This window comes from Mongoliitalea lutea (assembly GCF_014652135.1).
Classification (GTDB): domain Bacteria; phylum Bacteroidota; class Bacteroidia; order Cytophagales; family Cyclobacteriaceae; genus Mongoliitalea; species Mongoliitalea lutea.
This window is the reverse complement of record NZ_BMYF01000001.1, coordinates 176,366-196,677: the sequence shown is the minus strand read 5'-3', so window position 1 is coordinate 196,677 and position 20,312 is coordinate 176,366. Positions and strand designations below refer to the sequence as shown.

16 protein-coding genes are annotated in these 20,312 nt (G+C 37.6%); 8 read left to right on the top strand and 8 right to left on the bottom strand.

Going from position 1 to position 20,312, the window contains the following annotated elements:
• Window positions 1-62: 62 nt before the first annotated feature.
• The gene (locus IE080_RS00795; protein WP_189578440.1) at window positions 63-2,816 is read right to left on the bottom strand and encodes an outer membrane beta-barrel protein; all 2,754 of its coding nucleotides are present in this window, start codon (window positions 2,814-2,816) and stop codon (window positions 63-65) included.
• Between the two features lie 170 nt (window positions 2,817-2,986).
• Window positions 2,987-4,783: an SLC13 family permease gene (locus IE080_RS00790; RefSeq protein ID WP_189578438.1), complete on the bottom strand. Its 1,797-nt coding sequence runs from the start codon at window positions 4,781-4,783 to the stop codon at window positions 2,987-2,989.
• 308 nt (window positions 4,784-5,091) lie between these two features.
• On the opposite strand from IE080_RS00790, the gene IE080_RS00785 reads away from it, so the two are divergent.
• The 3 genes from IE080_RS00785 to IE080_RS00775 are packed head-to-tail and all read left to right on the top strand — an operon-like array spanning window position 5,092 to window position 7,962.
• On the top strand, window positions 5,092-6,345 hold the full coding sequence (locus IE080_RS00785; RefSeq protein ID WP_189578437.1) for a DUF819 family protein: 1,254 nt from the start codon (window positions 5,092-5,094) through the stop codon (window positions 6,343-6,345).
• Window positions 6,346-6,395: 50 nt separating this feature from the next.
• Window positions 6,396-6,818 carry an alternative ribosome rescue aminoacyl-tRNA hydrolase ArfB gene (gene arfB / locus IE080_RS00780; protein ID WP_308428132.1) on the top strand — a complete coding sequence of 141 codons (423 nt, stop codon included), beginning with the start codon at window positions 6,396-6,398 and terminating at the stop codon, window positions 6,816-6,818.
• A 1-nt stretch (window position 6,819) separates the two neighbouring features.
• Window positions 6,820-7,962, top strand: coding sequence for a cysteine desulfurase family protein (locus IE080_RS00775; protein ID WP_189578436.1), 1,143 nt, complete (start codon window positions 6,820-6,822; stop codon window positions 7,960-7,962).
• Window positions 7,963-8,018: 56 nt separating this feature from the next.
• Here the strand turns inward: IE080_RS00775 and IE080_RS00770 are convergent, their stop codons facing one another.
• Window positions 8,019-8,498 (bottom strand): DUF4442 domain-containing protein, encoded by a 480-nt coding sequence (locus IE080_RS00770; protein WP_189578435.1) that lies wholly within the window; start codon window positions 8,496-8,498, stop codon window positions 8,019-8,021.
• A gap of 86 nt (window positions 8,499-8,584) precedes the next feature.
• Between IE080_RS00770 and IE080_RS00765 the strand changes: the two genes are divergently transcribed.
• Together IE080_RS00765 and IE080_RS00760 are read left to right on the top strand one after the other, a co-directional pair.
• Entirely contained in the window at window positions 8,585-11,038 is a 2,454-nt protein-coding gene (locus tag IE080_RS00765; protein ID WP_229800440.1) for a TonB-dependent receptor, read from the top strand.
• An 88-nt stretch (window positions 11,039-11,126) separates the two neighbouring features.
• Window positions 11,127-12,077 carry a DUF4625 domain-containing protein gene (locus tag IE080_RS00760; RefSeq protein ID WP_189578434.1) on the top strand — a complete coding sequence of 317 codons (951 nt, stop codon included), beginning with the start codon at window positions 11,127-11,129 and terminating at the stop codon, window positions 12,075-12,077.
• A gap of 466 nt (window positions 12,078-12,543) precedes the next feature.
• Here IE080_RS00760 and IE080_RS00755 read toward each other — a convergent pair whose 3' ends face one another.
• Window positions 12,544-13,461: a hypothetical protein gene (locus IE080_RS00755; protein ID WP_189578433.1), complete on the bottom strand. Its 918-nt coding sequence runs from the start codon at window positions 13,459-13,461 to the stop codon at window positions 12,544-12,546.
• A 114-nt stretch (window positions 13,462-13,575) separates the two neighbouring features.
• Between IE080_RS00755 and IE080_RS00750 the strand changes: the two genes are divergently transcribed.
• Window positions 13,576-13,929 carry a hypothetical protein gene (locus IE080_RS00750; protein WP_229800439.1) on the top strand — a complete coding sequence of 118 codons (354 nt, stop codon included), beginning with the start codon at window positions 13,576-13,578 and terminating at the stop codon, window positions 13,927-13,929.
• Window positions 13,930-13,936: 7 nt separating this feature from the next.
• Window positions 13,937-14,935 (top strand): type II TA system antitoxin MqsA family protein, encoded by a 999-nt coding sequence (locus IE080_RS00745; RefSeq protein WP_189578432.1) that lies wholly within the window; start codon window positions 13,937-13,939, stop codon window positions 14,933-14,935.
• A 339-nt stretch (window positions 14,936-15,274) separates the two neighbouring features.
• Here the strand turns inward: IE080_RS00745 and IE080_RS00740 are convergent, their stop codons facing one another.
• The 4 genes from IE080_RS00740 to IE080_RS00725 form a co-directional block, all read right to left on the bottom strand.
• A complete protein-coding gene (locus IE080_RS00740; RefSeq protein ID WP_189578431.1) occupies window positions 15,275-16,180 on the bottom strand; it encodes a hypothetical protein in 906 nt (301 codons plus the stop codon).
• Window positions 16,177-16,440 (bottom strand): hypothetical protein, encoded by a 264-nt coding sequence (locus tag IE080_RS00735; RefSeq protein WP_189578429.1) that lies wholly within the window; start codon window positions 16,438-16,440, stop codon window positions 16,177-16,179. The genes IE080_RS00740 and IE080_RS00735 overlap by 4 nt, the downstream gene beginning before the upstream one ends.
• 272 nt (window positions 16,441-16,712) lie before the next feature.
• A complete protein-coding gene (locus IE080_RS00730; protein ID WP_189578427.1) occupies window positions 16,713-17,168 on the bottom strand; it encodes a response regulator transcription factor in 456 nt (151 codons plus the stop codon).
• Between the two features lie 503 nt (window positions 17,169-17,671).
• Window positions 17,672-18,892, bottom strand: a complete 1,221-nt coding sequence (locus IE080_RS00725) for a serine hydrolase domain-containing protein (protein WP_189578425.1) — start codon at window positions 18,890-18,892, stop codon at window positions 17,672-17,674.
• A 166-nt stretch (window positions 18,893-19,058) separates the two neighbouring features.
• On the opposite strand from IE080_RS00725, the gene IE080_RS00720 reads away from it, so the two are divergent.
• Complete coding sequence (locus IE080_RS00720; protein ID WP_189578423.1) at window positions 19,059-20,312, top strand: NAD(P)/FAD-dependent oxidoreductase; 1,254 nt, start codon at window positions 19,059-19,061, stop codon at window positions 20,310-20,312.

Sequence of the window (20,312 nt, the reverse complement as noted above, 5' to 3'; positions counted from 1 at the left end):
AGATAAAATGGAAAATAACCCAAATGATTTTCTATCATTTAAAAAAAAATTAATACGTTAAATCAATTTCCAGAAAACATATCCTCTATTTCTCTATCTCCAATGTTTTTACTAAACCTTCGTAAGTTATATGTAAAAGTTATCATTGCGTAGCGTTGAAGAACATTTGATTGAAAGTCTTCAATATACGTTTCAGTAATTCTCCGTCTGACGTTTGCATTTTGTCCAAGTAAATCGTAAACCATTACACTGATTTCACCTCGCTCATTTTTGAAGAGCTTCTTGCCCAAACTCATATTTACTAAAGTAAAGGTCGCGTCGAAGCCATCTGCTAAGCCATTATTTATTTGATGATTGACATCCATTCTGTATATGATTCCTTTCCAAATAATCCAATTGAGATTAACTCTAAAACGCTGTTGGAAAAAATTGTTGCTAAGTCTGGGGTTAAGTGAATTGTTCACTTGATTGTATGATGACCTGGACCAAATATTAAAATCTATAGTTTCACTTATATTGCTGCTAATATTGAATCCAGCAGAGTAGCGGTTAGAATTGTTAAAACCTATTTCTTCATTAACTTGACCGGGTCTTTGGGTAATTCCCAATCCTGTATTTAGACTTAAATTTGACTTTATAAAACCTAAAGGTAATCCATAACTAAACCATGATCTGAATTCCATAAAGCCATCTAAATTCACAGGTCTATTTAGTTGCGCTCCTTGTTGTAATAGTATTCCATCTCCAATATCTATCGGACCGTCGGCAATAAACGTGCTGTTGGAAATGAAGTTATCTGTTAGTCTAGTTTGTGCAAAAAGATTCCAGTTTTGATCTTTTTCTGGATTATTACTTCTGAACCTCAATCTAAATTGATTGGTAAATGCCTGATCTAGATTAGGGTTACCTGTCCGCAATTGAAGAGGATTATTATTATTTATTGCAGCCTGAAGCTGCCCAACATTTGGTTCATTGGTGTAAGTGTCATAATCCAATTGAAGATTTGTTCTACTCGAAAATCGATATTCCAGTCGAATAGTTGGTAATATGTTAGAAAACGTACGGTTAAGAACCTCTGCATTGGGAAAAAACTGATCGTTATCCAATTTTGCATTTTGGTATTCAATCTCTACCTGAATTCGTAATTTTTCTTTTTTATATTGGTATCCCCATTCTAATTGATTCCTTAGAAAGGTACTCTGAAATGAATTACTAAGGGCTGTATCCAGCATTAACTGCTCTGAAACCCCTGTATCCGATAATATATTAAAGAGTAATTGATCAGATCGATTATTTCTGTTTCCTAGTGAGTATTCCAACTCCATTTGTCCATGATCTCCTACTGGTTCAGTATAGGAGAGCCTTACATTCCAGGAATTACCTCTTCTTTCTCTGGTCGTTAACTGATTAAGGATTTCCTCATCCGCTCCAGTTTCATTAAAAAATGTATTTATAGCCTCTCGGTTAGATTCATCGTTGTTCCAATTTGTGCTAAAATTCAATCGAGTAGTAAAGGTCCTGCCAGGCTTATTGAATTTGTGACTATAGTAAAATCTATTAAATAAATCAAAATCACCATATGCTCCTAATCGTGTATTTTCTACGGTGTTGATCAGGTTTCCTGCCTGAGTAGTTTCACCTTCGAAGCCAGATTTCTCATTTTCAAAGCGAGCAGAGAAACGTGGAATATATAGAATGCGGTTTTTTTCATCAATCTGATATTCAAATCTTAGATTGGCCTGATGTCTGTTATTTATTCTAATATCACGGCTATTTTCTGCATAAAATTGGTTTTCATCATCAGATGTAATAAACTCTCTTATCCTGCTTTCAATCCCAAGATTTTCTGTACGTGTAAATACATAACTACCAGTGACCTTTATTTTCTCTCCCCAAGTGTCTGTGTAATTTGCACCAAATAAATTGGTGGTAATAACTCCTTCTTGAGGGCTTGCATTGGTTTGAGCGTTGGGATCTGCTGAATAATTCAGAATGTTTACATTGTTACTTAAACCGGTAAATGTTAATCGGGTGTCTTCATCAAAAACATTGATTGATGCCCCAGCAAGGTAGCGGTCATCAGATCCATAACCAGCTGTAGTTTTACCGAATTGGCCTTTTTTTCGGTCAGGTCTAGTAATAATGTTGATGGTTTTTTGTCTCTCTCCATCATCAAATCCACTCAATTGGGCCTTTTCAGAAAGTTGATCAAAAATCTCAATACTTTGGATCATTTCAGCTGGGATATTTTGTAAAGCAGCTGTTACATCGTTTCCAAAAAAAGGTTTTCCATCAATCAGTATTTGTGCAATATTTTCTCCTTGGGCTTGAAGAACACCACCATCTGAACTTATTCCTGGTAACTTTTCTATTAAAGCTTGGGCAGAAGCATCCTTCATTGTCTTAAATGCGTCGGCATTAAATTGAGTAGTGTCACCTTTTTGTGTTCCCGTTGATCTTCTGGCTTGTACGACCACTTCATTTAAATCTTGTGCTTCCTCTCGTATGTATAAATTTCCTAAATTAAGGGGTTCTGTCAATTCAATTACTTTAATTAAGTCTTTATAGCCTATGAATTGTATCCTTAAAATGTAGCTTCCACGCCTTTCATTGGACAATTCAAACGTTCCATCTATATCCGTTACACTTCCACTTACTTGTGAGGAATCTGATGCTGAAAGAAGTAACACATTTACAAATGGCATTACGTCGTTCTTGCGCTCATCTTTTACTGTTCCTTTGATAGAAAAAGATTGTGTAAATCCTGATTTTGGAAAAATGATAAGAACAAGAAAAAAAGAAATCCAATACTTCATGATTAGGCTAATTTTAATAGGCCCTCAAATTTATGGAAGTCATGTTTTGGAAACAGCAGATATCTGCTAAGAGGTAATTCTTAGTTCTAAACTGTGGCAATAAGTGTTGAACTGGGGAATCTTTCCCCAAAACATATTTAGCAAACCGAAAAATTCCTCTTATTTTTCAATTAAACATAAAATAAATAGAATACTGCAACTGTTAAAATCACAAAAATCACTGTCAAACCGCTACCAGCTTTTATGTAATCTTTGTTTTGGTAACCTCCTGCTGAAATCATTAGTGCATTTACTTGATGTGTAGGTAACAAGAATGAATTTGAAACACCAATTGCAGCCAATAAAACCAAAGGTCTAGGATCAAGCCCAGCAATCTCTGCCATTCCAATCACTAATGGAGCCAATACAACCACTGCTCCTACATTCGACATAAATAGAGAGAATATAGTACTAAGAATCGTAATAGCTGTTAATAAAACGATCACTGGCTGACCTTCTATCACTTGCATTACATATTGGGCGAGAAAATATGCAGCTCCAGATTTTTGCATCGCTATTCCGAGTGGAATTAAGCCAGCCAAAAGGAATACTACTTTCCAATCCACTGCATTATAAGCTTGCTGAATCGTAATTACCCTTGATAAAATCATTGCTATAGCACCTGTCAAAAAAGCCAAAGCAATGGGGACTCCAAGAAATGTTAGAATTATCCCAAAAGCGAAGCTCGTAATTGCAGGAACTGCTTTGGATTGGTTTTTAGGTTCAGCCTCAATCGGAGTAGCAAGAATAAAGTCTGTATTATTTTTAAGGCTTCTGATATTGTCCCAAAGTCCATAAACAATCAAGGTATCACCTTTTTGAAAATGATGATCCGAAAAATCACCTTTGATCTCACTGCCATTATTAAATAAAATCAAGGGTTCCAAGGCGAATTTTCTTCGAAATGCAAAATCTCGTAGTGAATGCCCGATCAATTCTGAACCTGTTCCAATGATGATTTCCGCAAAACCAGATTCATCTGGCTTACTTAGTCGATTGAAAATTGCCGGTTGTGTTGTCTCTTTTAAACCAAAAATGCTTGCTAACCGCTTAGCTTCTTTTTCAGAACCTAAAAGTGCGAGGATTTGACCTTGTGAAAATGAAGTCTCCCTCCAAGGAGCATATATAACATTTTCACCATCAGCTAAGGCAATTAGATTTAACTGGAAGTCTTTCCAAATGCCGGATGATTCAGTGGTTTTTCCTATGAGAGAACTTTCTTTTTGTATACTAAAATACCATAAATTATTTGGCAGCTGAAGTGTTTCTATCAATTGCTCTTGTGCAGATTTCTTTTTTTCGCCTTTTCCTTCCTTAGGAAGTACATAATTTCCTAATACAAAGAAATATACGATTCCAGCAATCAATAAAACACTGCCAACTGGTGTTACTGCAAAAAGAGCATAGGGCTCTAAGGATGCATTTTTAAGTAAATCATTGATTAGAATTAGATGTCCGGATCCCACCATTGTCAAGGAACCTCCGAGAATAGCAGCGAATCCCAAGGGCATGATAAGTTGCGTGGCAGGAATATTCGTTTTTCTGGAAATATCTAATGTACCTGGTAAAAAGAGTGCTGCTGCGCCTATGTTTTGCATAAATGCGGATAGTGTACCCACCGAGAGACCAAGAAAGCCAATAATTTTATTTTTATCATTACCTACTTTTTTAAGAACTGCCTCAGAAAAACGCTCCATTACGCCTGTTGTGGTGATACCATATCCCAAAATCATTACTGCCAGCATGGAAATTACTGCATTGGAGGAAAAACCTTTGAGCATCTCATCAGGGGTCAATACGCCTGACCACCCAAGTGCTAGCATTGTAATAATGGCAACCACGTCAATTCGAAAAATTTCAAAAACCATCATGATAACTGTGGCAACTAAAATTCCTAAAACAATGACAATTTGTATATCCAGTTCCATAGCTTAAGTTAATAAAACAAGGTCAAAAGTACGTTCTTTACCAATCAAAAAAATGTGCTGAATGTCACACCAACAAAAAAAAGTCCTGATTGAGGACTTCTTTTTATCTAAATGAATACCTAATAAAGAAATTTTACTTCCACAAAAGTAAATATTTGAAAATGGCTAGTGATTACCTATATATTAAACTAGTGTTGTATTTAAGTTTCCCAAACACGTCTATTTGTGAACATGGTCATTTTTTATATCTTCGAATGTTGAATTTTAAATTTAATCCTTCAAAACTCCTTTTTCTCAACAAATTTCCCATGACAGAACAAGCGCCTTTATTGACTAATGACGCTACAGTATTAGGTCTATTAATGCTGATCTTAGCATTCGTGTTCAGCACATCAGCAAGCAAAGCACCATTTTGGCAGAAATTTTACAAGTATATACCTTCTGTATTGTTATGTTATTTTATACCAGCCGTTTTTAACTCTTTGGGAGTTATATCAGGGGATAGTTCAAACTTGTATAAAGTTGCTTCACGTTATTTATTACCTACTTCATTGGTCTTATTAACTTTGGGAATTGATTTTAAAGGTATTTTAAAATTAGGACCTAAAGCATTGATTATGTTTCTAGCAGGTTCTTTAGGTATAGTTTTAGGAGGTCCCTTGGCACTTTTGACTATCTCGATTATCTACCCAGAAATATTGGGAGGAGTGGGGCCAGATGAAATCTGGAGAGGATTGGCTACGATTGCAGGAAGTTGGATAGGAGGAGGGGCCAATCAGACCGCAATGTTGGAGGTCTTTGGTGCAAGTCCTACATTATTTTCACAAATGATTGCTGTAGATGTCTTGGTAGCCAACGTGTGGATGGCAGTATTGCTTTATTGGGCTGCTAAGCCTGGGAAAATTGATAAGATTTTTAAAGCTGATGCATCAGCGATTACAGAATTACAGGAAAAAGTGGAAAAGTACCGAGCAAGTATTATGAAGCTCCCCTCACTTGCTGATACCATGAAAATATTTGGTGTAGGTTTTGCGATTACAGGCTTGTCCCACCTCGTTGCAGATTATCTTGCGCCATTTATTGGTAAAAATTACCCTTCTTTAAGTGCGTATTCGTTAGATTCGACATTTTTTTGGATTGTCGTGATTGCTACAACAGGTGGATTGATCCTTTCTTTTACTAAAAGTAGAGAATTAGAAGGCGTAGGCGCTTCACGTATGGGCTCATTGCTTTTGTATGTTTTGGTAGCTACAATTGGGATGCAAATGGATTTAGGGGCCATTTTTGACAATCCCGTATTCTTTTTAATTGGCTTGACTTGGATGCTTTTTCATGTAATCATTATGTTATTGGTAGCGTATCTTATAAAAGCTCCATTTTTCTTTGTAGCAGTCGGGTCTCAAGCTAATGTTGGAGGTGCTGCTTCTGCACCAATTGTAGCATCCGCCTTTAATCCTTCTTTGGCGCCTGTTGGAGTATTGATGGCGGTATTGGGTTATGCGGTAGGGACTTATGGAGCCTATTTGTGCGGGTTATTAATGCAGCTTGTGCATGGAATGTAGAAACCATTACATCATGTAATCGGTTTAGTTGATAAAATAGCTAGAGGCACATGCTTACTATGGAAATCTTAAAAAAAGCAAAATCAAGGTGGCTTGACCCTGAATTTGAATTTATCATGAGCAGGTCTTCAGGACCAGGCGGACAGCACGTCAATAAAGTGAATTCTAAAGTACAGCTAAAATTCAATGTAAGTAATTCTGATATACTAAGTGAAGAAGAAAAAGTCTTATTGCAAAAAAAATGGGCTTCAAAACTTGATGCTACAGGTGCTGTCCTAATCCAATGTCAAGAAAAAAGATCACAACTTCAAAATAAAGAGTTGGCAATAAGAAAGTTTTATGAAATGGTAGTCAAGGCCTCGGAAAAAAAGAAAGTACGTGTGGCTACCAAGCCTTCTAAAGCAGCAATTGAAGAACGTTTAAAAACAAAAAAGGCTCAATCTGAAAAGAAAAAGTGGAGAAGCGATTATTGATATGAAAGCCCCTATCTATCTAGATTACAATGCAACAACTCCCTGCCATCAAGAAGTAGTTGATGAAATGCTTCCTTTTTTTACCCAGCAGTTTGGAAATGCGGCAAGTAAGAATCATGCATTTGGTTGGCTTGCAGAGGAGGCGGTAGAACTTTCAAGGGCAAGAGTAGCGCAATTGATTCATGCCAAACCCAAGGAAATTATCTTTACCTCTGGGGCTACGGAATCTATAAACTTAGGGATAAAAGGGACTTTTTACAGGTATCAAGGTAAACAACAGCATTACATCACTTGTGTTACTGAGCATAAAGCTGTTTTGGATACCTTTTCCACACTTGAGCTTTGGGGAGCAGAAGTTACGTATTTGCCAGTTGATCAGAATGGTAGAATTGATTTAAAAGAACTTGAATCAGCAATCAAGCCCTATACTCGGATGATTTCACTCATGTGGGCCAATAATGAAACAGGAACTATTCATCCGGTAGAAAAAATCTATGCAATAGCTGAAAAATATAAGGTGATTTTTTTTACAGATGGGGTTCAAGCAGTGGGAAAAATTCCTGTAAATGTTAATTTTTGTCATTTGATGGCACTGTCAGCCCATAAATTTTATGGCCCAAAAGGCGCAGGTGCTTTGTATATCCGTCACAATGACTTACATCCAAAGCCGCTTCCCTTGATGGATGGAGGTAATCATGAAAAAGGTTTTCGTAGTGGCACTCTCAACGTTCCCGGTATTGTTGGTATGGGAAAGGCAGCGGCTATTGCTGCAAAAGGTCTACTTGAAAATCAGTTCACAATGAGTCAATTAAGGGATTATTTGGAGCAAAATCTTCTTGCCTTGGGTGGAGTTTATGTTAATGGAGATTCAAGTAATCGGTTGCCCCATGTTAGTAATTTACGATTTAGTGGAGTTCAAGGGGAAGAATTACTGTTTCAGGTAAATAAGTTTGTTGCCTGTAGTTCTGGTTCTGCTTGTACTTCTATCACACCAAGAGCATCCCATGTGCTCAAGTCTATGGGACTTACTGATGAAGAAGGGAAGTCTTCAATTCGTTTTTCACTGGGTTGGCCTACATCTAAGGATGATGTACAAATGGTTACAAATAAATTAAAAGATTACCTTTCAATTCGAGTTAGCTAACAAAAGCTATTTCTACGAGATTGAAAAATACATAGTTTTTCATTATTATCGGCTATTTAGGATTTACGTTTAAATGACCAAGTAACATAAAACTTCGCTACCACGTCCCCTTGGGGATTGCGGCCGGTGGATATCATGGTGAGGGTGCCTGTTTCTTGAGGTTGAAGGGAGTCGATTAACTGGGTGAGTTCGGCTCCTTGGTCGCAGGTGAAGATGATTTTTTGATTGGCTTTTTTGTGGTACTCGGCACGGAAATCTACTACCAACATGCTGAAATTTCCTTTGCCTGCCATACCCAATTGGCATAAAGCTCCGGTACTAAGCTCAGCCGCACCCGCTAAGGCAGCAAAATAAATGGACTGAAAAGGATTTTGACTTCTCCAAAAGAAGGGGATACTTACCTCACATTTCTCTAAGGATAAGGACTTGATTTTCAGTCTCCAAAAAACTGCCGATGGTAATTTGAAAAACATGGCCCACCAAAAGATGAAGGGATTTGTCATTCTGCTTAAGTATTTTTCAGCCTCTTTTGTCATAGAATTCCTAGGTTTTAAGGCTCCAATATACAAGAAAAATCAACTTATTTTTTTCTATTGAAGGTAAGTTTAGCTGAGCGCATTACATGCACCTTTATTTTATTTGCAACAATGTTGAACTTTTTGGAGGATTCCGTACTTTTGTACCTGTAATAGTATTGCAAATGCACCTGCGTCCCAACAAATATTTTCTTTTACTCTTCTTTTTCCTTTGGATACTGACAGAATCTTCTGCACAGAGCCGTCAGCCGGTTTTGAAAGGAAAAGTTACGGACAGCAAGCAGATGCCTTTGGCAGCCATTATTTCTATTCATGAATTGGGGAAATCTACGTTGGCATCCTTGGATGGGGATTTCCAATTTTCAAATCTGAATCCTGGAGTTTACCACTTGCATGTGACGCATTTGGGCTTCAAATCCTACAGTAAAAATGTGGAAGTAGGCATGGAGGGTGCTGAGCTGAGCATTCAATTGAATGAATCAGAGATTTTGTTGGCGAGTTTGACGGTGGAAGCTAATCCCTTCAAGAATGGGCCTTTGGAGCAGTCCCAAACTATCTTGATTTTGGATCGGGAGTTTATTCAAAGAAACAATGGAGGAACATTTGCCAATGCCATTGAAAAACTTCCGGGAATTTCTACCATCAATACGGGGGTGGGGATTAGTAAGCCTGTGATCCGAGGAATGAGTTTCAACCGCATCATGGTGAATGACCGTGGCATCAAGCAGGAAGGGCAACAGTGGGGGGCCGATCATGGCTTGGAAATCGACCCCTTTGATGTAGATAGGGTGGAGATTGTGAAAGGACCAGCTTCGTTGATTTACGGTTCGGATGGGATGGCAGGTGTGATCAATATTGCTCCAGCAGCTTTCCAACAGAATGGAGCTATTGAGGCGAATTACTCCGGAATGTACCGCTCCAATAATGATATGATTTCCCATTCCGTGTTTGTGGATGGCAATGAACAGGATTTTGTGTTTCGTGCGAGATTTACAGCACAGGATTTTAGTGATTATAGAGTTCCTGCCGAGAACTTTGTGTATGCAGGGTTTTTATTGCCCATTTTTGATAACCGACTCAAAAATACTGCGGGGCGTGAGCGTCATTTTTCCTTTACCGGAGGTTTGCAAAAGGATTGGGGAGTTTCTACTGTAACCGTAAGCGGGTTTAATCAACAGGCAGGAATTTTTGTAGGAGCCGTTGGCATTCCTAATATCAACAACCTACGGCATGATGGAGATCATCGCAATATCGATCTGCCCAAGCAGGATAACCAACACTATAAAGTGATTTGGAATAATACAATACAGCTAGGCAAAAACTGGATGGAACTGGATTTGGGCTATCAGCGCAATCAGCGTCGGGAGTTTTCTTTTCCGCATAACCAAGGCTTGGGAGAGAATGAATTTGGGAATTTGGCTTTATCGCTGGATTTGAATGTATATACGGCAAACCTTCGCCTGAATCAGCAGCATGGAGAAGGAGGGCAGTCTGTTGCGGGTTTTAATGTACAGCATTCCGTCAATAGGCAAAGTGGTTTTGAGTTTCTATTGCCTAATTTTGAATCCCTGCAAGGAGGAGTTTTTTATTTCAGGGAGCAACGTTTGAATTCCAATTTGGTATGGAATGGAGGAATTAGGGTAGATGGGGCGTTGCACGATATTCAGGAGCATTTGCAACCAATTTTTGTACGTCTGCAACCTACAGGAGAATTTGAGCAACGCAATGCTGATATCTATCGCAGGTTTCTGAATTGGAGTGGAAGTACGGGGATTTCCTGGGTGTACAAGGATGATGTAAATGTAAAATTCAACCTAGGTTCAGCCTATAGAATTCCAACGCCAATTGAACTGGCTTCCAATGGGGTTCATCATGGGAATTTCAGACATGAGGTTGGGAATGCCAATTTAACTGCGGAGAGAAGTTATCAGGCAGATCTGAATATTTCCTTGTCCAAAAAGAAGGTATTGGTGAGCATCAGTCCATTCTTTGGCTACTTTGATAATTACATTTATTTGGCTCCTGCACCTCGTTTTTCCCCTTTGCCGGGGGCTAGTTTATTGTGGGAGTATAGACAAAACAATGCCATATTTACCGGTGGTGAGTTGCTGTCGCAGGTGTCCTTGGTTAAGAACTTAAACTTCTCCCTTGGTGCGGAATATGTTTACAACCACAACTTGGATACGGGTTTGCCCTTACCCCTGACACCTCCTTTTTCTACCTTGGCCGGTTTGGAGTATAAGATTCCTGCTTTGGGTAAAAATATCCAAAATATGTATGTGTTTGTGGAATCCCGTTGGGCTGCTTCGCAGAATCGGGTGGATAGAAATGAGCGGATTACGGAAGGCTACCAATTGTGGGAAGCAGGTTTGGGTTGGGACCTTCGGTTGAAGAATCAGCCCTTACAACTCCAATTATCAGGTCAAAATCTCGGAAATGCTGTTTATTTCAACCATTTGAGTCGCTATAGGTTGCTGAATTTACCTGAGCAAGGAAGAAATATTTCCCTGAGTATCAATATTCCTGTAGGAATTCGATAAAAAAACGAAATAATAGTTTGTGGCTTCAAATGCCTTTTCTATATTTGCAACATTATTGCAAATTAAACATTGTAACAAAAAATAAACTATGAGAAAGTATCTAGGATTGCTAGCTATGGGTGGTGTGTTGGCTTTTTCGGCCTGTACGGATGATGATAATCCAGCGATTGCTGATCGTGAAGCTCCGGTAATTGCTTTTGCAGAAGGCAGAGATGGATTTAGACCTGCGAATAATGAGGTGAGGCTTGCAACTACAGACCACATGCACATTCGTTTCAGTGTAACAGATGAATCCGGTATAGGTCAGGTATTGGTAGATATCCATAATTCTTTTGACGGTCATACCCATGCCCGTATGTCCAATTCTTTTGAGCCTCTGAATGTGAAGGATATTTACAGTGCAGATGCAGCAAACTTTGCTTTCCGTTTCCCACAAGGAGCTAAGCGATTGAATGTTGATAATACAGCGACTGATATTTATTGGGAGGGGCCTACTTCCAGAGTTCAGGGAAATGTATTAGCTGGACCTTATGATATTATCATTTCTGCTGTAGATATTCATGGAAACCAGACAAGCTTCGCAGATGGCAGCAACTATCTAGCGACTTTCTTTATCGAGCGTGCTTATGCCCCACAAGTGGCTGTAAGCAACTTGAAGAATGGCGAGATTGATGCTGAAGCTGGTGAATTATTAGATGTAAGAGGAAGTATTGCTAAGGGTACACATTCTTTGAGTTCAGATATCCGCTTTGTGTGGATTAGACTGGCTGAGGAGCATGAGCATAATCATAACCACAGTGCTATGGCAAGAGTGGCAGATGAGGTGTTTGCTGAAAGAATCTGGGGTTCTTCTGCTTGGAGACAAGGTATGTCCGGTGCTACTTTACCAAACACCACAGATTTACGTTTCGAAGATCTATTGACTGGTTCTAATGCTATTACTGTTCCTGCGGGAGAAGATCACTTAGACCTAATCGTATGGGTTGAGGATGTAGCAGGCAATGTAACACAGAAGACCTATACAGTGCATATAGATTGATTGTGATAGGGGACTTTTCCAACGTTTGCTCACAAGCGAACTAGCTAGTTGGGACTTATACTTTAGAAAAGTTTTCCAATCTACTCAAGAAGAATTTATTCAAATTTAGAAGAGGGCAGGGATGTCCTCTTTTTTTGGTTTAGGAGACACTCCAATGAAGCTACAGCCTATTTCATAAACTGCATCAATCAAGAACTGCCCATACCGGAGATCGGCACTATGAGAATATTGTAGGTTACTTAAAGATTATGAAAAAATTAAACCTTTTGTAAGTTCAAGAACTAGTTCAGATGTTGAGAACGGAATATAAAAGGAGAAGGAATTTGATGGGTGTGTTGGAGGTAATGTAAGCTAAGCTATTTCCAAAATGGAAATAGCTCGATAGAATGAGTAAGTATGTGCAAAAAATGCACATACTGTGCGGTTAAATGATTCAGTTATAATCTATGCCTAATTCCAAGTGAAGCTATATCAGTTCATCAAGTGATTTGACACCAATGATTTTTAGAACTTCGTCAAGGTGCTTTTCATCCTCGTTCATTTCAAAATTCATAGTTTTCCTATCCAATACTATACTGGCAGAATTGCCAACCATCATTTGATCTTTATTCTTATAAATAAGAGATTCCCCAGCCGCAAAAAGTCCTAACTTTTTCATTGATTCCGGTTTAATCGCAATATTTAGTCCTTGACCTTCCATCATGAAACTTGGATAGAGAATTCCGTCTATGTTAGCATGATTACACATCATATCAGAAAATATTGCTGAAACCTGATAGTCAAGTGAATTCTTTATTTCCTTGGAAAATTCTAGAGCCATATAATCGTAAAAACTAAGTATAGCATTACGGTATTCAAGACTATGCGCATTAAGATTATTAAGAAAAGCTTGGTAAACCTCTTCTGAAAAGGAATTTACTCCATGGAATCCTTTATTATTAGCAATTGCTAATAACTCTAATGGCTCTTGAGTAATCCATTTCCCATAAGCTATTTTCTTAATTCCTGAGACAGTCTTATCCCTTATCCAAGGCATAGATTCTGCCAATGTTATCAATCTAGGAGTATCTATTTCCCCGGGTTTAAGACCTTCTCTGACCGTGGATCCGTAAAACATGGTCCTTCTTGGCGTACTTGCTCTTTGGAACTCTCGGTTCAAATGTTGTGGCTTGAATGAAAAATCCGAAACCGTGGAAAATCTTGGTTCTCCGTCTCCCATAGGTCTTGCCCTCAATATCCCTTTTCCAGCATTATAGGTGACCACCATTGTCCCTACATTTTTCACATGATCAAAAACAGACCGAATGACTTCTTCATAATTTCTAGTCAAATCTAATCGGCTAAGGATTTTTACGGCTTTTGGAAGGTAAATTTCAGGTTTCATCTCAAATTCAATTCTAAGCTTTGTTTTCGATTAAAGAATAATGAAATCAAAATTAACCTTTAAAGGTTAATTATTTTTAATAAATTTGTTTTTTAACACTTTATCGTGGTACCTTTGCAAAACACATCTGAAGAAAAAGTCGGCCAATTCTTAAGAGAATTTAAGGAAAAAATGAAGGTTTGGGGCGTGTTATTCCTTGATGATAGAGGAAAAAACTTTGAAGCACTTACCCAGCTTGATATCCGTCCGATGGATCGAGAGCAGATCTTAGAAGCATTAATTGTTGAAGATTACTCAGAAGGTCCTAAACCGGAGGAAATTCACGGTACCAAAGAAATGTGGGTCTTTGGGAAAATTGTAAAAGGGCAAGAGATCTATATAAAGATTACAAAAGGGATAATAGGTTCAAAAGTCCTTTGTATTTCATTTCATCTTGCAGAGCGAAAAATAAAATATCCTTTCAAATAACCATTTTATGAAAAGTCCATTCACTGGAAAAGAAATGCCTTTAAAGCATGAGGTACGAACTGTCACTTTTCGGAAGGAAGAAATTAAAACAAGATTCCAATTTTACCTGTGCGATGATACCGGAGAGAAATTTACCACAACAGAATTAGATGAATACAATATGTTGATGGTAGAGCATGCCTACCGGGCAAAAAATCATATTCCTCAACGGGAAGAGATCATTGAAATAAGAGAAAAATATGGTCTCTCCGCAATTAGGATGGGAGAAATTCTGGGTTTCGGTCAAAATACATACGGACTTTATGAGAAGGGCGAACTTCCTTCCTTGGCAAATGCCAATTTGATTAAACTTGCAAGAGACCCATTTAAATTTAGGAGCCTAGTTGAGGACTGGACCCCGAAATCTGAGAATACAAAAATTGATCTTCTAAAAAGAATTGATCGGTTAATATCTTTAGACAAACAAAAACTAATCAATCTCGAGGATTATTTAATGGGTGATGATGAGGCCAATATTTTGACTGGCTATAGTAAGCCAAATCTTGAAAAATTTGTCGAAATGATTGTTTTCTTTGCCCATAAAACGCCATGCTTTAAAACAAAGATGAACAAGTTGCTATTTTATGCAGATTTTTCTTACTTCAAATATTTTGGAAATTCTATAAGCGGAGTTAAGTACAAAGCAATAAATTTTGGACCTGTCCCCAATATGTTTGAAACCATCTTTGAAAATTTATCTGAAAATGATGTGATAGATATTTTTTATGAAGATAAGGCAGATGGAATTAGGATAGAGAAATTAATTGGTAGAGAAGATAGACCATTCAATTCAGAAGTTTTTTCAAATGAAGAACTGGCCACCCTTGAAAATATCGCATCTCAATTCAAAGACATTTCAACAAATGGGATTGTTGAAATCAGCCATCTTGAAAAAGGTTGGTTAGAAAATATTCATGGCAAAAAATTTATTTCTTACGATTTTGCGATGGAACTCAAAGCGGTTTAAAGTGGAATCCAATCGTACCTCCGTTAACCATTAACAATGAACTCAAAGCACCTACAACAACCTAAAAAACAGCTCATTTGAGCAAGGGGAAGCCTTTTGCTTACAAACAATGAAGCAAAAGGCTCTAAAAAAAGGATAGTAGTAATTAACCGCTATCAAAACCTCCTTTAAGAAACTAGATTACTTAACCAGCAGGATATACTCCAAGCTTTTAATCCCCATAGCTAAATCTCCGCTCAACCCTGCTTAGTTCCGAGCAATTGGGATCGACAGGGAATAATTCCGAAATTACGCTGTTGTTCACTTCGGTTTAGCCCTACATGTTGTGGGCAGTATTTCTCATATCTTCCATGATAATTTTAAGGAAGATATTTGCATCAATTGAAATGTTCCTGTGTTATCATACCCATGCTTATATTCATAGCCTATTCCTAATGATTCTTGTTTACCAGGATATAAATAAACAGAACTTGCTAAGATTGGCAGAGATGTTCTTAGTGATGTAGAATTGTTAATAATTTCTCTGTATGTTCCATCAATGTTCACTTGTAATGTTTGTGGTATTACCCATATTTCAGTAAAAAATCGAATAAAAAAAGTTGAAAAATCTTCTGTTTGTCCTTTAGTCACCAAGTCAGGCAGGTAGTTGTATTCAATGCCGAAGTATGGATAGTATCTTGCTCGGAAATTTTCATTTTTGTCCCTAATTGATGAACCCGGAAGAAACCTGTAGTTACTAGAAAGCGAAACTTGAAGCGATAGCTTGGTTTCATATACATTATTTATAAAATTTCTTTTAAATGATGAATTTCCAATAAAATATGGTGCAATAACAAATTTCCCATTTGGAAGCCCGTTAGCTATATTAGGTGCTTTTAAACCAAATGGTATAAATTCGAAATTTAATCCCCCATCTAATTTATTTTTCAAGTCAGTTGAATCATTTGATTTATGCCACTCAACTTTTGGATAAAATAAAAGAATTGATCCTTTATTTTTCAATAGTTCTAATTGTGATAATTTTATTGCTATATCAGCATTAAAAAAGTCATTAGTGGTTTTATGATTTTCTTGAAAGGAAATGCTTGCTGGCTTGTTCTCATTTTTTGAACCATCAAATGTTTGTCTTATGGCAAAATTTTTATCGGTAAGCCATTTATTAATTTTAATGAATGTGGAATCCTGAGCAAGAAGATGGTCAGAAAATAAGAATATCAATATGCTAATAATGAAGATTTTTTTCATAGCCCTGCTTTTTTGATAATAAGCTCATAAGTTTTCTTGACATCCATATCCTTTTTTCGAAGCTCTGATGCTAAGACAGTCTCATCAGGATTAATACTTTTTAAATATGCTCTTAACGCAATTGCAAGTAAACCAAGTTTAACATCATCAAGTTTAAGAGGATGATTTTTTAGAATATAATCATCCGTCACATTAGAAGGTTTCATATTTGCAAAAGAAGCAATATATGCAACGACATTAGTTTTTATTGTCTCGTTCATATTTTGATGATTTGGTTTTTAATTTTGGTCACAACTATTCACCTCAAACAATCTATTACGCTATGTACCTAATTTGGAATTAGTAGCGAAGCTTCTAATGGATTTTTTTAGATTAATTTTTTTTTATTCATTGGCCTAACATATAATAAAGTTGTCATTGGGAACAGCCTTTCGAAAAAACTAAATATCCTAAGAAAACTTGATTAAAATAATTTATCAACACCCCAAAAAAGGTTGAAATCCACCCCTCAACCCTTTTTCAACCCCCTTCCTTACCCAAAAAACTCCAAAATCTCCTGCCTTCTACTCACTTCCAACTTCTTGTAAATATGATTGATGTGGGATTTGAGGGTGCTGGGGGAGATAAAGAGCTCGTCGCTGATTTGTTGGTTGTTTTTGTGTTGGAGGTTAAGGTTGAGCACTTCCCGTTCTTTGCGGGAGAGGGTTTTGAGTTTGGCTTGGAGGATGGCTTCTTTTGTTTCAGTTTCTGAAATGACAGCCTGCGCTTTTTGGTACTCTTTGTTTATAGCTCCCGCATAAATCCATGAAACAGAAAAACCTAAAACCATTAACCAATACAACCAATAAAAGGAGGTATTCCATTCCAGTAATGGCCCTACTTCTGCAAAGCATAGATAATTAGAACCTATAAATGTGAGAACAATACTGGGAAGCATGATGCTATGCAAATGCTTCTGCCGGGAGTGTTTATAATGAAAGAAATTCATGATAATAGGTTTGATGGCAAAATGAAATCAGCGAAAATCACTAAGAGTTTCGCTATACTAAACTTCTGTCAGTTAAAAATAATTGATAAAAAAATGGAATACCATACCCTGATCAGGGTATTTTTTATTCATTTTCAAGGGTTTAGAACTGTAAATGGTTCTCGCATATCGAGGGGATTGAACAGATTGGGCGCAGATTGATTGGATTGGATTTTTTCAGATTAAAGAACTTTACAGCGCTCAGTTGATTTGTGTTTCACTTGATATTAATTGCTTGGTCATTCAAGCCATTGGTGTTATAAAGCTGTATGTGGTGATTAGTTTATTAGTGATTAGTTATTGAGTGATTAGTGATTAAGTGATTAGTTTATTTGGGATTTAGTGATTGGTTATTAAGTGATTAGTATTAGTTATCCTAAATCTAAAATCTAAGATCTAAAATCTAAAATCTAAAATCTAAGATCTAAGATCTAAAATCTAAATCCCACCCATCCACCTACTAGTTACCTTGGCAGTGCTTCCAGTACTTTAGCTACCAAGCTGGCTTTTTCATTATTTTTGATCCAGCGGGCCACAATAACCAATTCATTTTCTTGATCAACGTAGACCATGTTTGTTCCGGCCCCAAGATGGAAAAAGGCGGATTCAGGGGCAGCGGGGATTTCTTTTTTATCCGTATTGAGGAAGTAGTTCATAAAACCATAATTTGGCTGAACACTTGTGGGGGTTTTAGATTTATTGATCCAATCGTGAGAAATAACCTGCTCTCCATTCCATTGGCCATTTCTTAGTGTCAGATAGCCAAATCTTGCTTGGTCATAAGCAGAAATAAACAAACCACCACCCCAATGAGAACCACCGCTCACCGACTGCATGATCTGACCATCAATAATAACGAAGGAATTTTCATAGCCAGTCCATCTCCAAGTAGGGCTAGCACCGATCTTATCCATTAAGCGTTCTTTTAACACTACCGGTAGAGGTTTTCTCCAAACATTTAGCAAAGCTAGTGCAAGCACATTTACACGGGTATCATTATACTTGTAGACAGTGCCGGGCTCATTTCTATCTCGTGTCAACCAATCCTTGGCATTCCCCTGTGGTCTATCTGCCCAATCAGGCTTTCCCCATAAGCTTCCTTCCCAATCAGATGTTTGTCGAAGCAGATGTTCCCAGGTAATCTTTCTATTATGCGCTCCTTCAAATAGGTCAAAAACATCTTCCTGCATTAAGTGATCGGATTTGTTTTGAAGGAGTTGGTGAGGCATATAAGGTATGATGGGTGCCATGTAAGGATATACTAGATCCTTTTCTGATTGAATCAAACCTGCATCAACAGCCAATCCTGCCGTTGTCGAAAGAATACTTTTTGCCACAGAAAAAGTTAAATCTACTCGAGAAGGATCTCCCCACTTGCCAATGATATATCCCTTATAGATAATCAAACCAGTAGATTCACCACGATCTTTCATAGGGCCAATGGGATACCCAAAGGGTTCTCGACCAAATGCAGATTGATAATGGGCAAGTTTTAAATTCTTAGCTTCTGTACTTTCAATATCCTTGGCAAATTGAATGGCCTCAGCCAACTTCACGACATTAACACCCATCTCATCAGGTTTCTTTTCTTCCCAATGGTTGGAAGCAGGAAAATAGGTTTGGGCAAAGCCAACTTGAAGAATACAGAATGTTAGTAGTAAAATTGGCGTTAAGGGTCTTCTCATGGTTGTCATTTGTAAATTACCTACTAAATGTAAGGAAGATTTTAAGACAGTCGACAGAATTTACAGGACCAAAAGCAAAGATTATTTAATCGGTTTACTATTGGTTCTCGTATGATATGAAACAATTTGCATTAATTTTGGTCTTATCTACATATTTTAAACACACATGCACGAACAAAAACCCGTTTGTATTATTGGCGCTGGTCTTTCTGGATTGATTGCTGCGTATGAGTTGGAAATGGCTGGTTACAGCCCTGTGATTCTCGAATCATCTGATGGCGTGGGGGGTAGAGTTAGAACAGATGAAGTCAGAGGATTTCTTTGTGATAGAGGTTTTCAAGTTTTAAATACAGCCTATCCGGAAGCTCAACGGTATTTGGATTATGATGCTTTGGATTTAAGAAAATTTTCCCCAGGGGCAATTGTTCTTAGACCGGGAAATAGTTTTGCTATTCATGACCCCTTAAGAGATCCCATGAAACTCTTTGGTATGGCTTTTTCAGAAGTGGGAAGCTTAACAGATAAAGTTAAGATTTTCACGCTCACCAATCAGTTGAAATCACAGTCAGAAGAACAATTATTTGCGGAAGAATCTAAACCAACGATTCAGTTTTTAAAAGAATATGGGTTCTCGGATATCATTATTAATAATTTCTTTAAACCCTTTTTTAAAGGCATATTTCTAGAAAATGAGTTGAGCACCTCCTCACGTATGTTCAAATTCGTGTTCAGGATGTTTGCTTTAGGTTATGCAGCTGTACCAGCTAAAGGGATGGGGCAGATTTCGGAACAATTGAAAAGCAAACTGCAAAAAACGGAAATTCGATTAAACACCTCTGTTGCTTCCATTACCGGAACTACTATTCAATTGACTAACGGTGAAGTATTGGAAGCGAGAAAAATAATAGTTACATGCAAACCTGATTTGGTAATTCCACAGCTGCAGGGGCAAGTAAATCCTTACAGGAAAGTTGTTAATGTGTACTTTGCATTGGATCATTCGTTCACGGCAAGTCCTATGATTTCTTTGATCACAGATTCCCAATTCATCATCAACAACTTAGTATTTATGACCGATGTAAGTAAAGCATATGCACCTCAAGGAAAAGCCTTGCTTTCTGTTTCGATTGTAAAGCCTGTGAAAGTTGATGATAAACTCATCTCCCTGATAGGAATTGAATTGGAGGCTTTAACAGGGATCTCTGCTACTCATTTTGAGCATATTACCACTTATGAAATTACAGAGGCTCTTCCTGATGTGCAGGATATGAAAGGAGATATTACACCTACTCAATGTAAGTTGATGGATGGGGTGTTTCTGGCAGGAGATCATATGCTTAATGCCTCAATTAATGCAGCGATGACTTCTGGTAGAAGAGCAGCTGAAGCATTAATTTTATCAGAACAACCACCTCTTTAA

Coding starts and splice junctions, on each gene's coding strand:
- IE080_RS00745 (WP_189578432.1), top strand. CDS start 13,937: ATGAAAAGTCCATTCACTGGAAAAGAAATGCCTTTAAAGCATGAGGTA.
- IE080_RS00725 (WP_189578425.1), bottom strand. CDS start 18,892: ATGAGAAGACCCTTAACGCCAATTTTACTACTAACATTCTGTATTCTT.
- IE080_RS00790 (WP_189578438.1), bottom strand. CDS start 4,783: ATGGAACTGGATATACAAATTGTCATTGTTTTAGGAATTTTAGTTGCC.
- IE080_RS00755 (WP_189578433.1), bottom strand. CDS start 13,461: ATGAAACCTGAAATTTACCTTCCAAAAGCCGTAAAAATCCTTAGCCGA.
- arfB (WP_308428132.1), top strand. CDS start 6,396: ATGCTTACTATGGAAATCTTAAAAAAAGCAAAATCAAGGTGGCTTGAC.
- IE080_RS00785 (WP_189578437.1), top strand. CDS start 5,092: ATGACAGAACAAGCGCCTTTATTGACTAATGACGCTACAGTATTAGGT.
- IE080_RS00730 (WP_189578427.1), bottom strand. CDS start 17,168: ATGAATTTCTTTCATTATAAACACTCCCGGCAGAAGCATTTGCATAGC.
- IE080_RS00760 (WP_189578434.1), top strand. CDS start 11,127: ATGAGAAAGTATCTAGGATTGCTAGCTATGGGTGGTGTGTTGGCTTTT.
- IE080_RS00720 (WP_189578423.1), top strand. CDS start 19,059: ATGCACGAACAAAAACCCGTTTGTATTATTGGCGCTGGTCTTTCTGGA.
- IE080_RS00765 (WP_229800440.1), top strand. CDS start 8,585: ATGCACCTTTATTTTATTTGCAACAATGTTGAACTTTTTGGAGGATTC.
- IE080_RS00775 (WP_189578436.1), top strand. CDS start 6,820: ATGAAAGCCCCTATCTATCTAGATTACAATGCAACAACTCCCTGCCAT.
- IE080_RS00795 (WP_189578440.1), bottom strand. CDS start 2,816: ATGAAGTATTGGATTTCTTTTTTTCTTGTTCTTATCATTTTTCCAAAA.
- IE080_RS00735 (WP_189578429.1), bottom strand. CDS start 16,440: ATGAACGAGACAATAAAAACTAATGTCGTTGCATATATTGCTTCTTTT.
- IE080_RS00770 (WP_189578435.1), bottom strand. CDS start 8,498: ATGACAAAAGAGGCTGAAAAATACTTAAGCAGAATGACAAATCCCTTC.
- IE080_RS00740 (WP_189578431.1), bottom strand. CDS start 16,180: ATGAAAAAAATCTTCATTATTAGCATATTGATATTCTTATTTTCTGAC.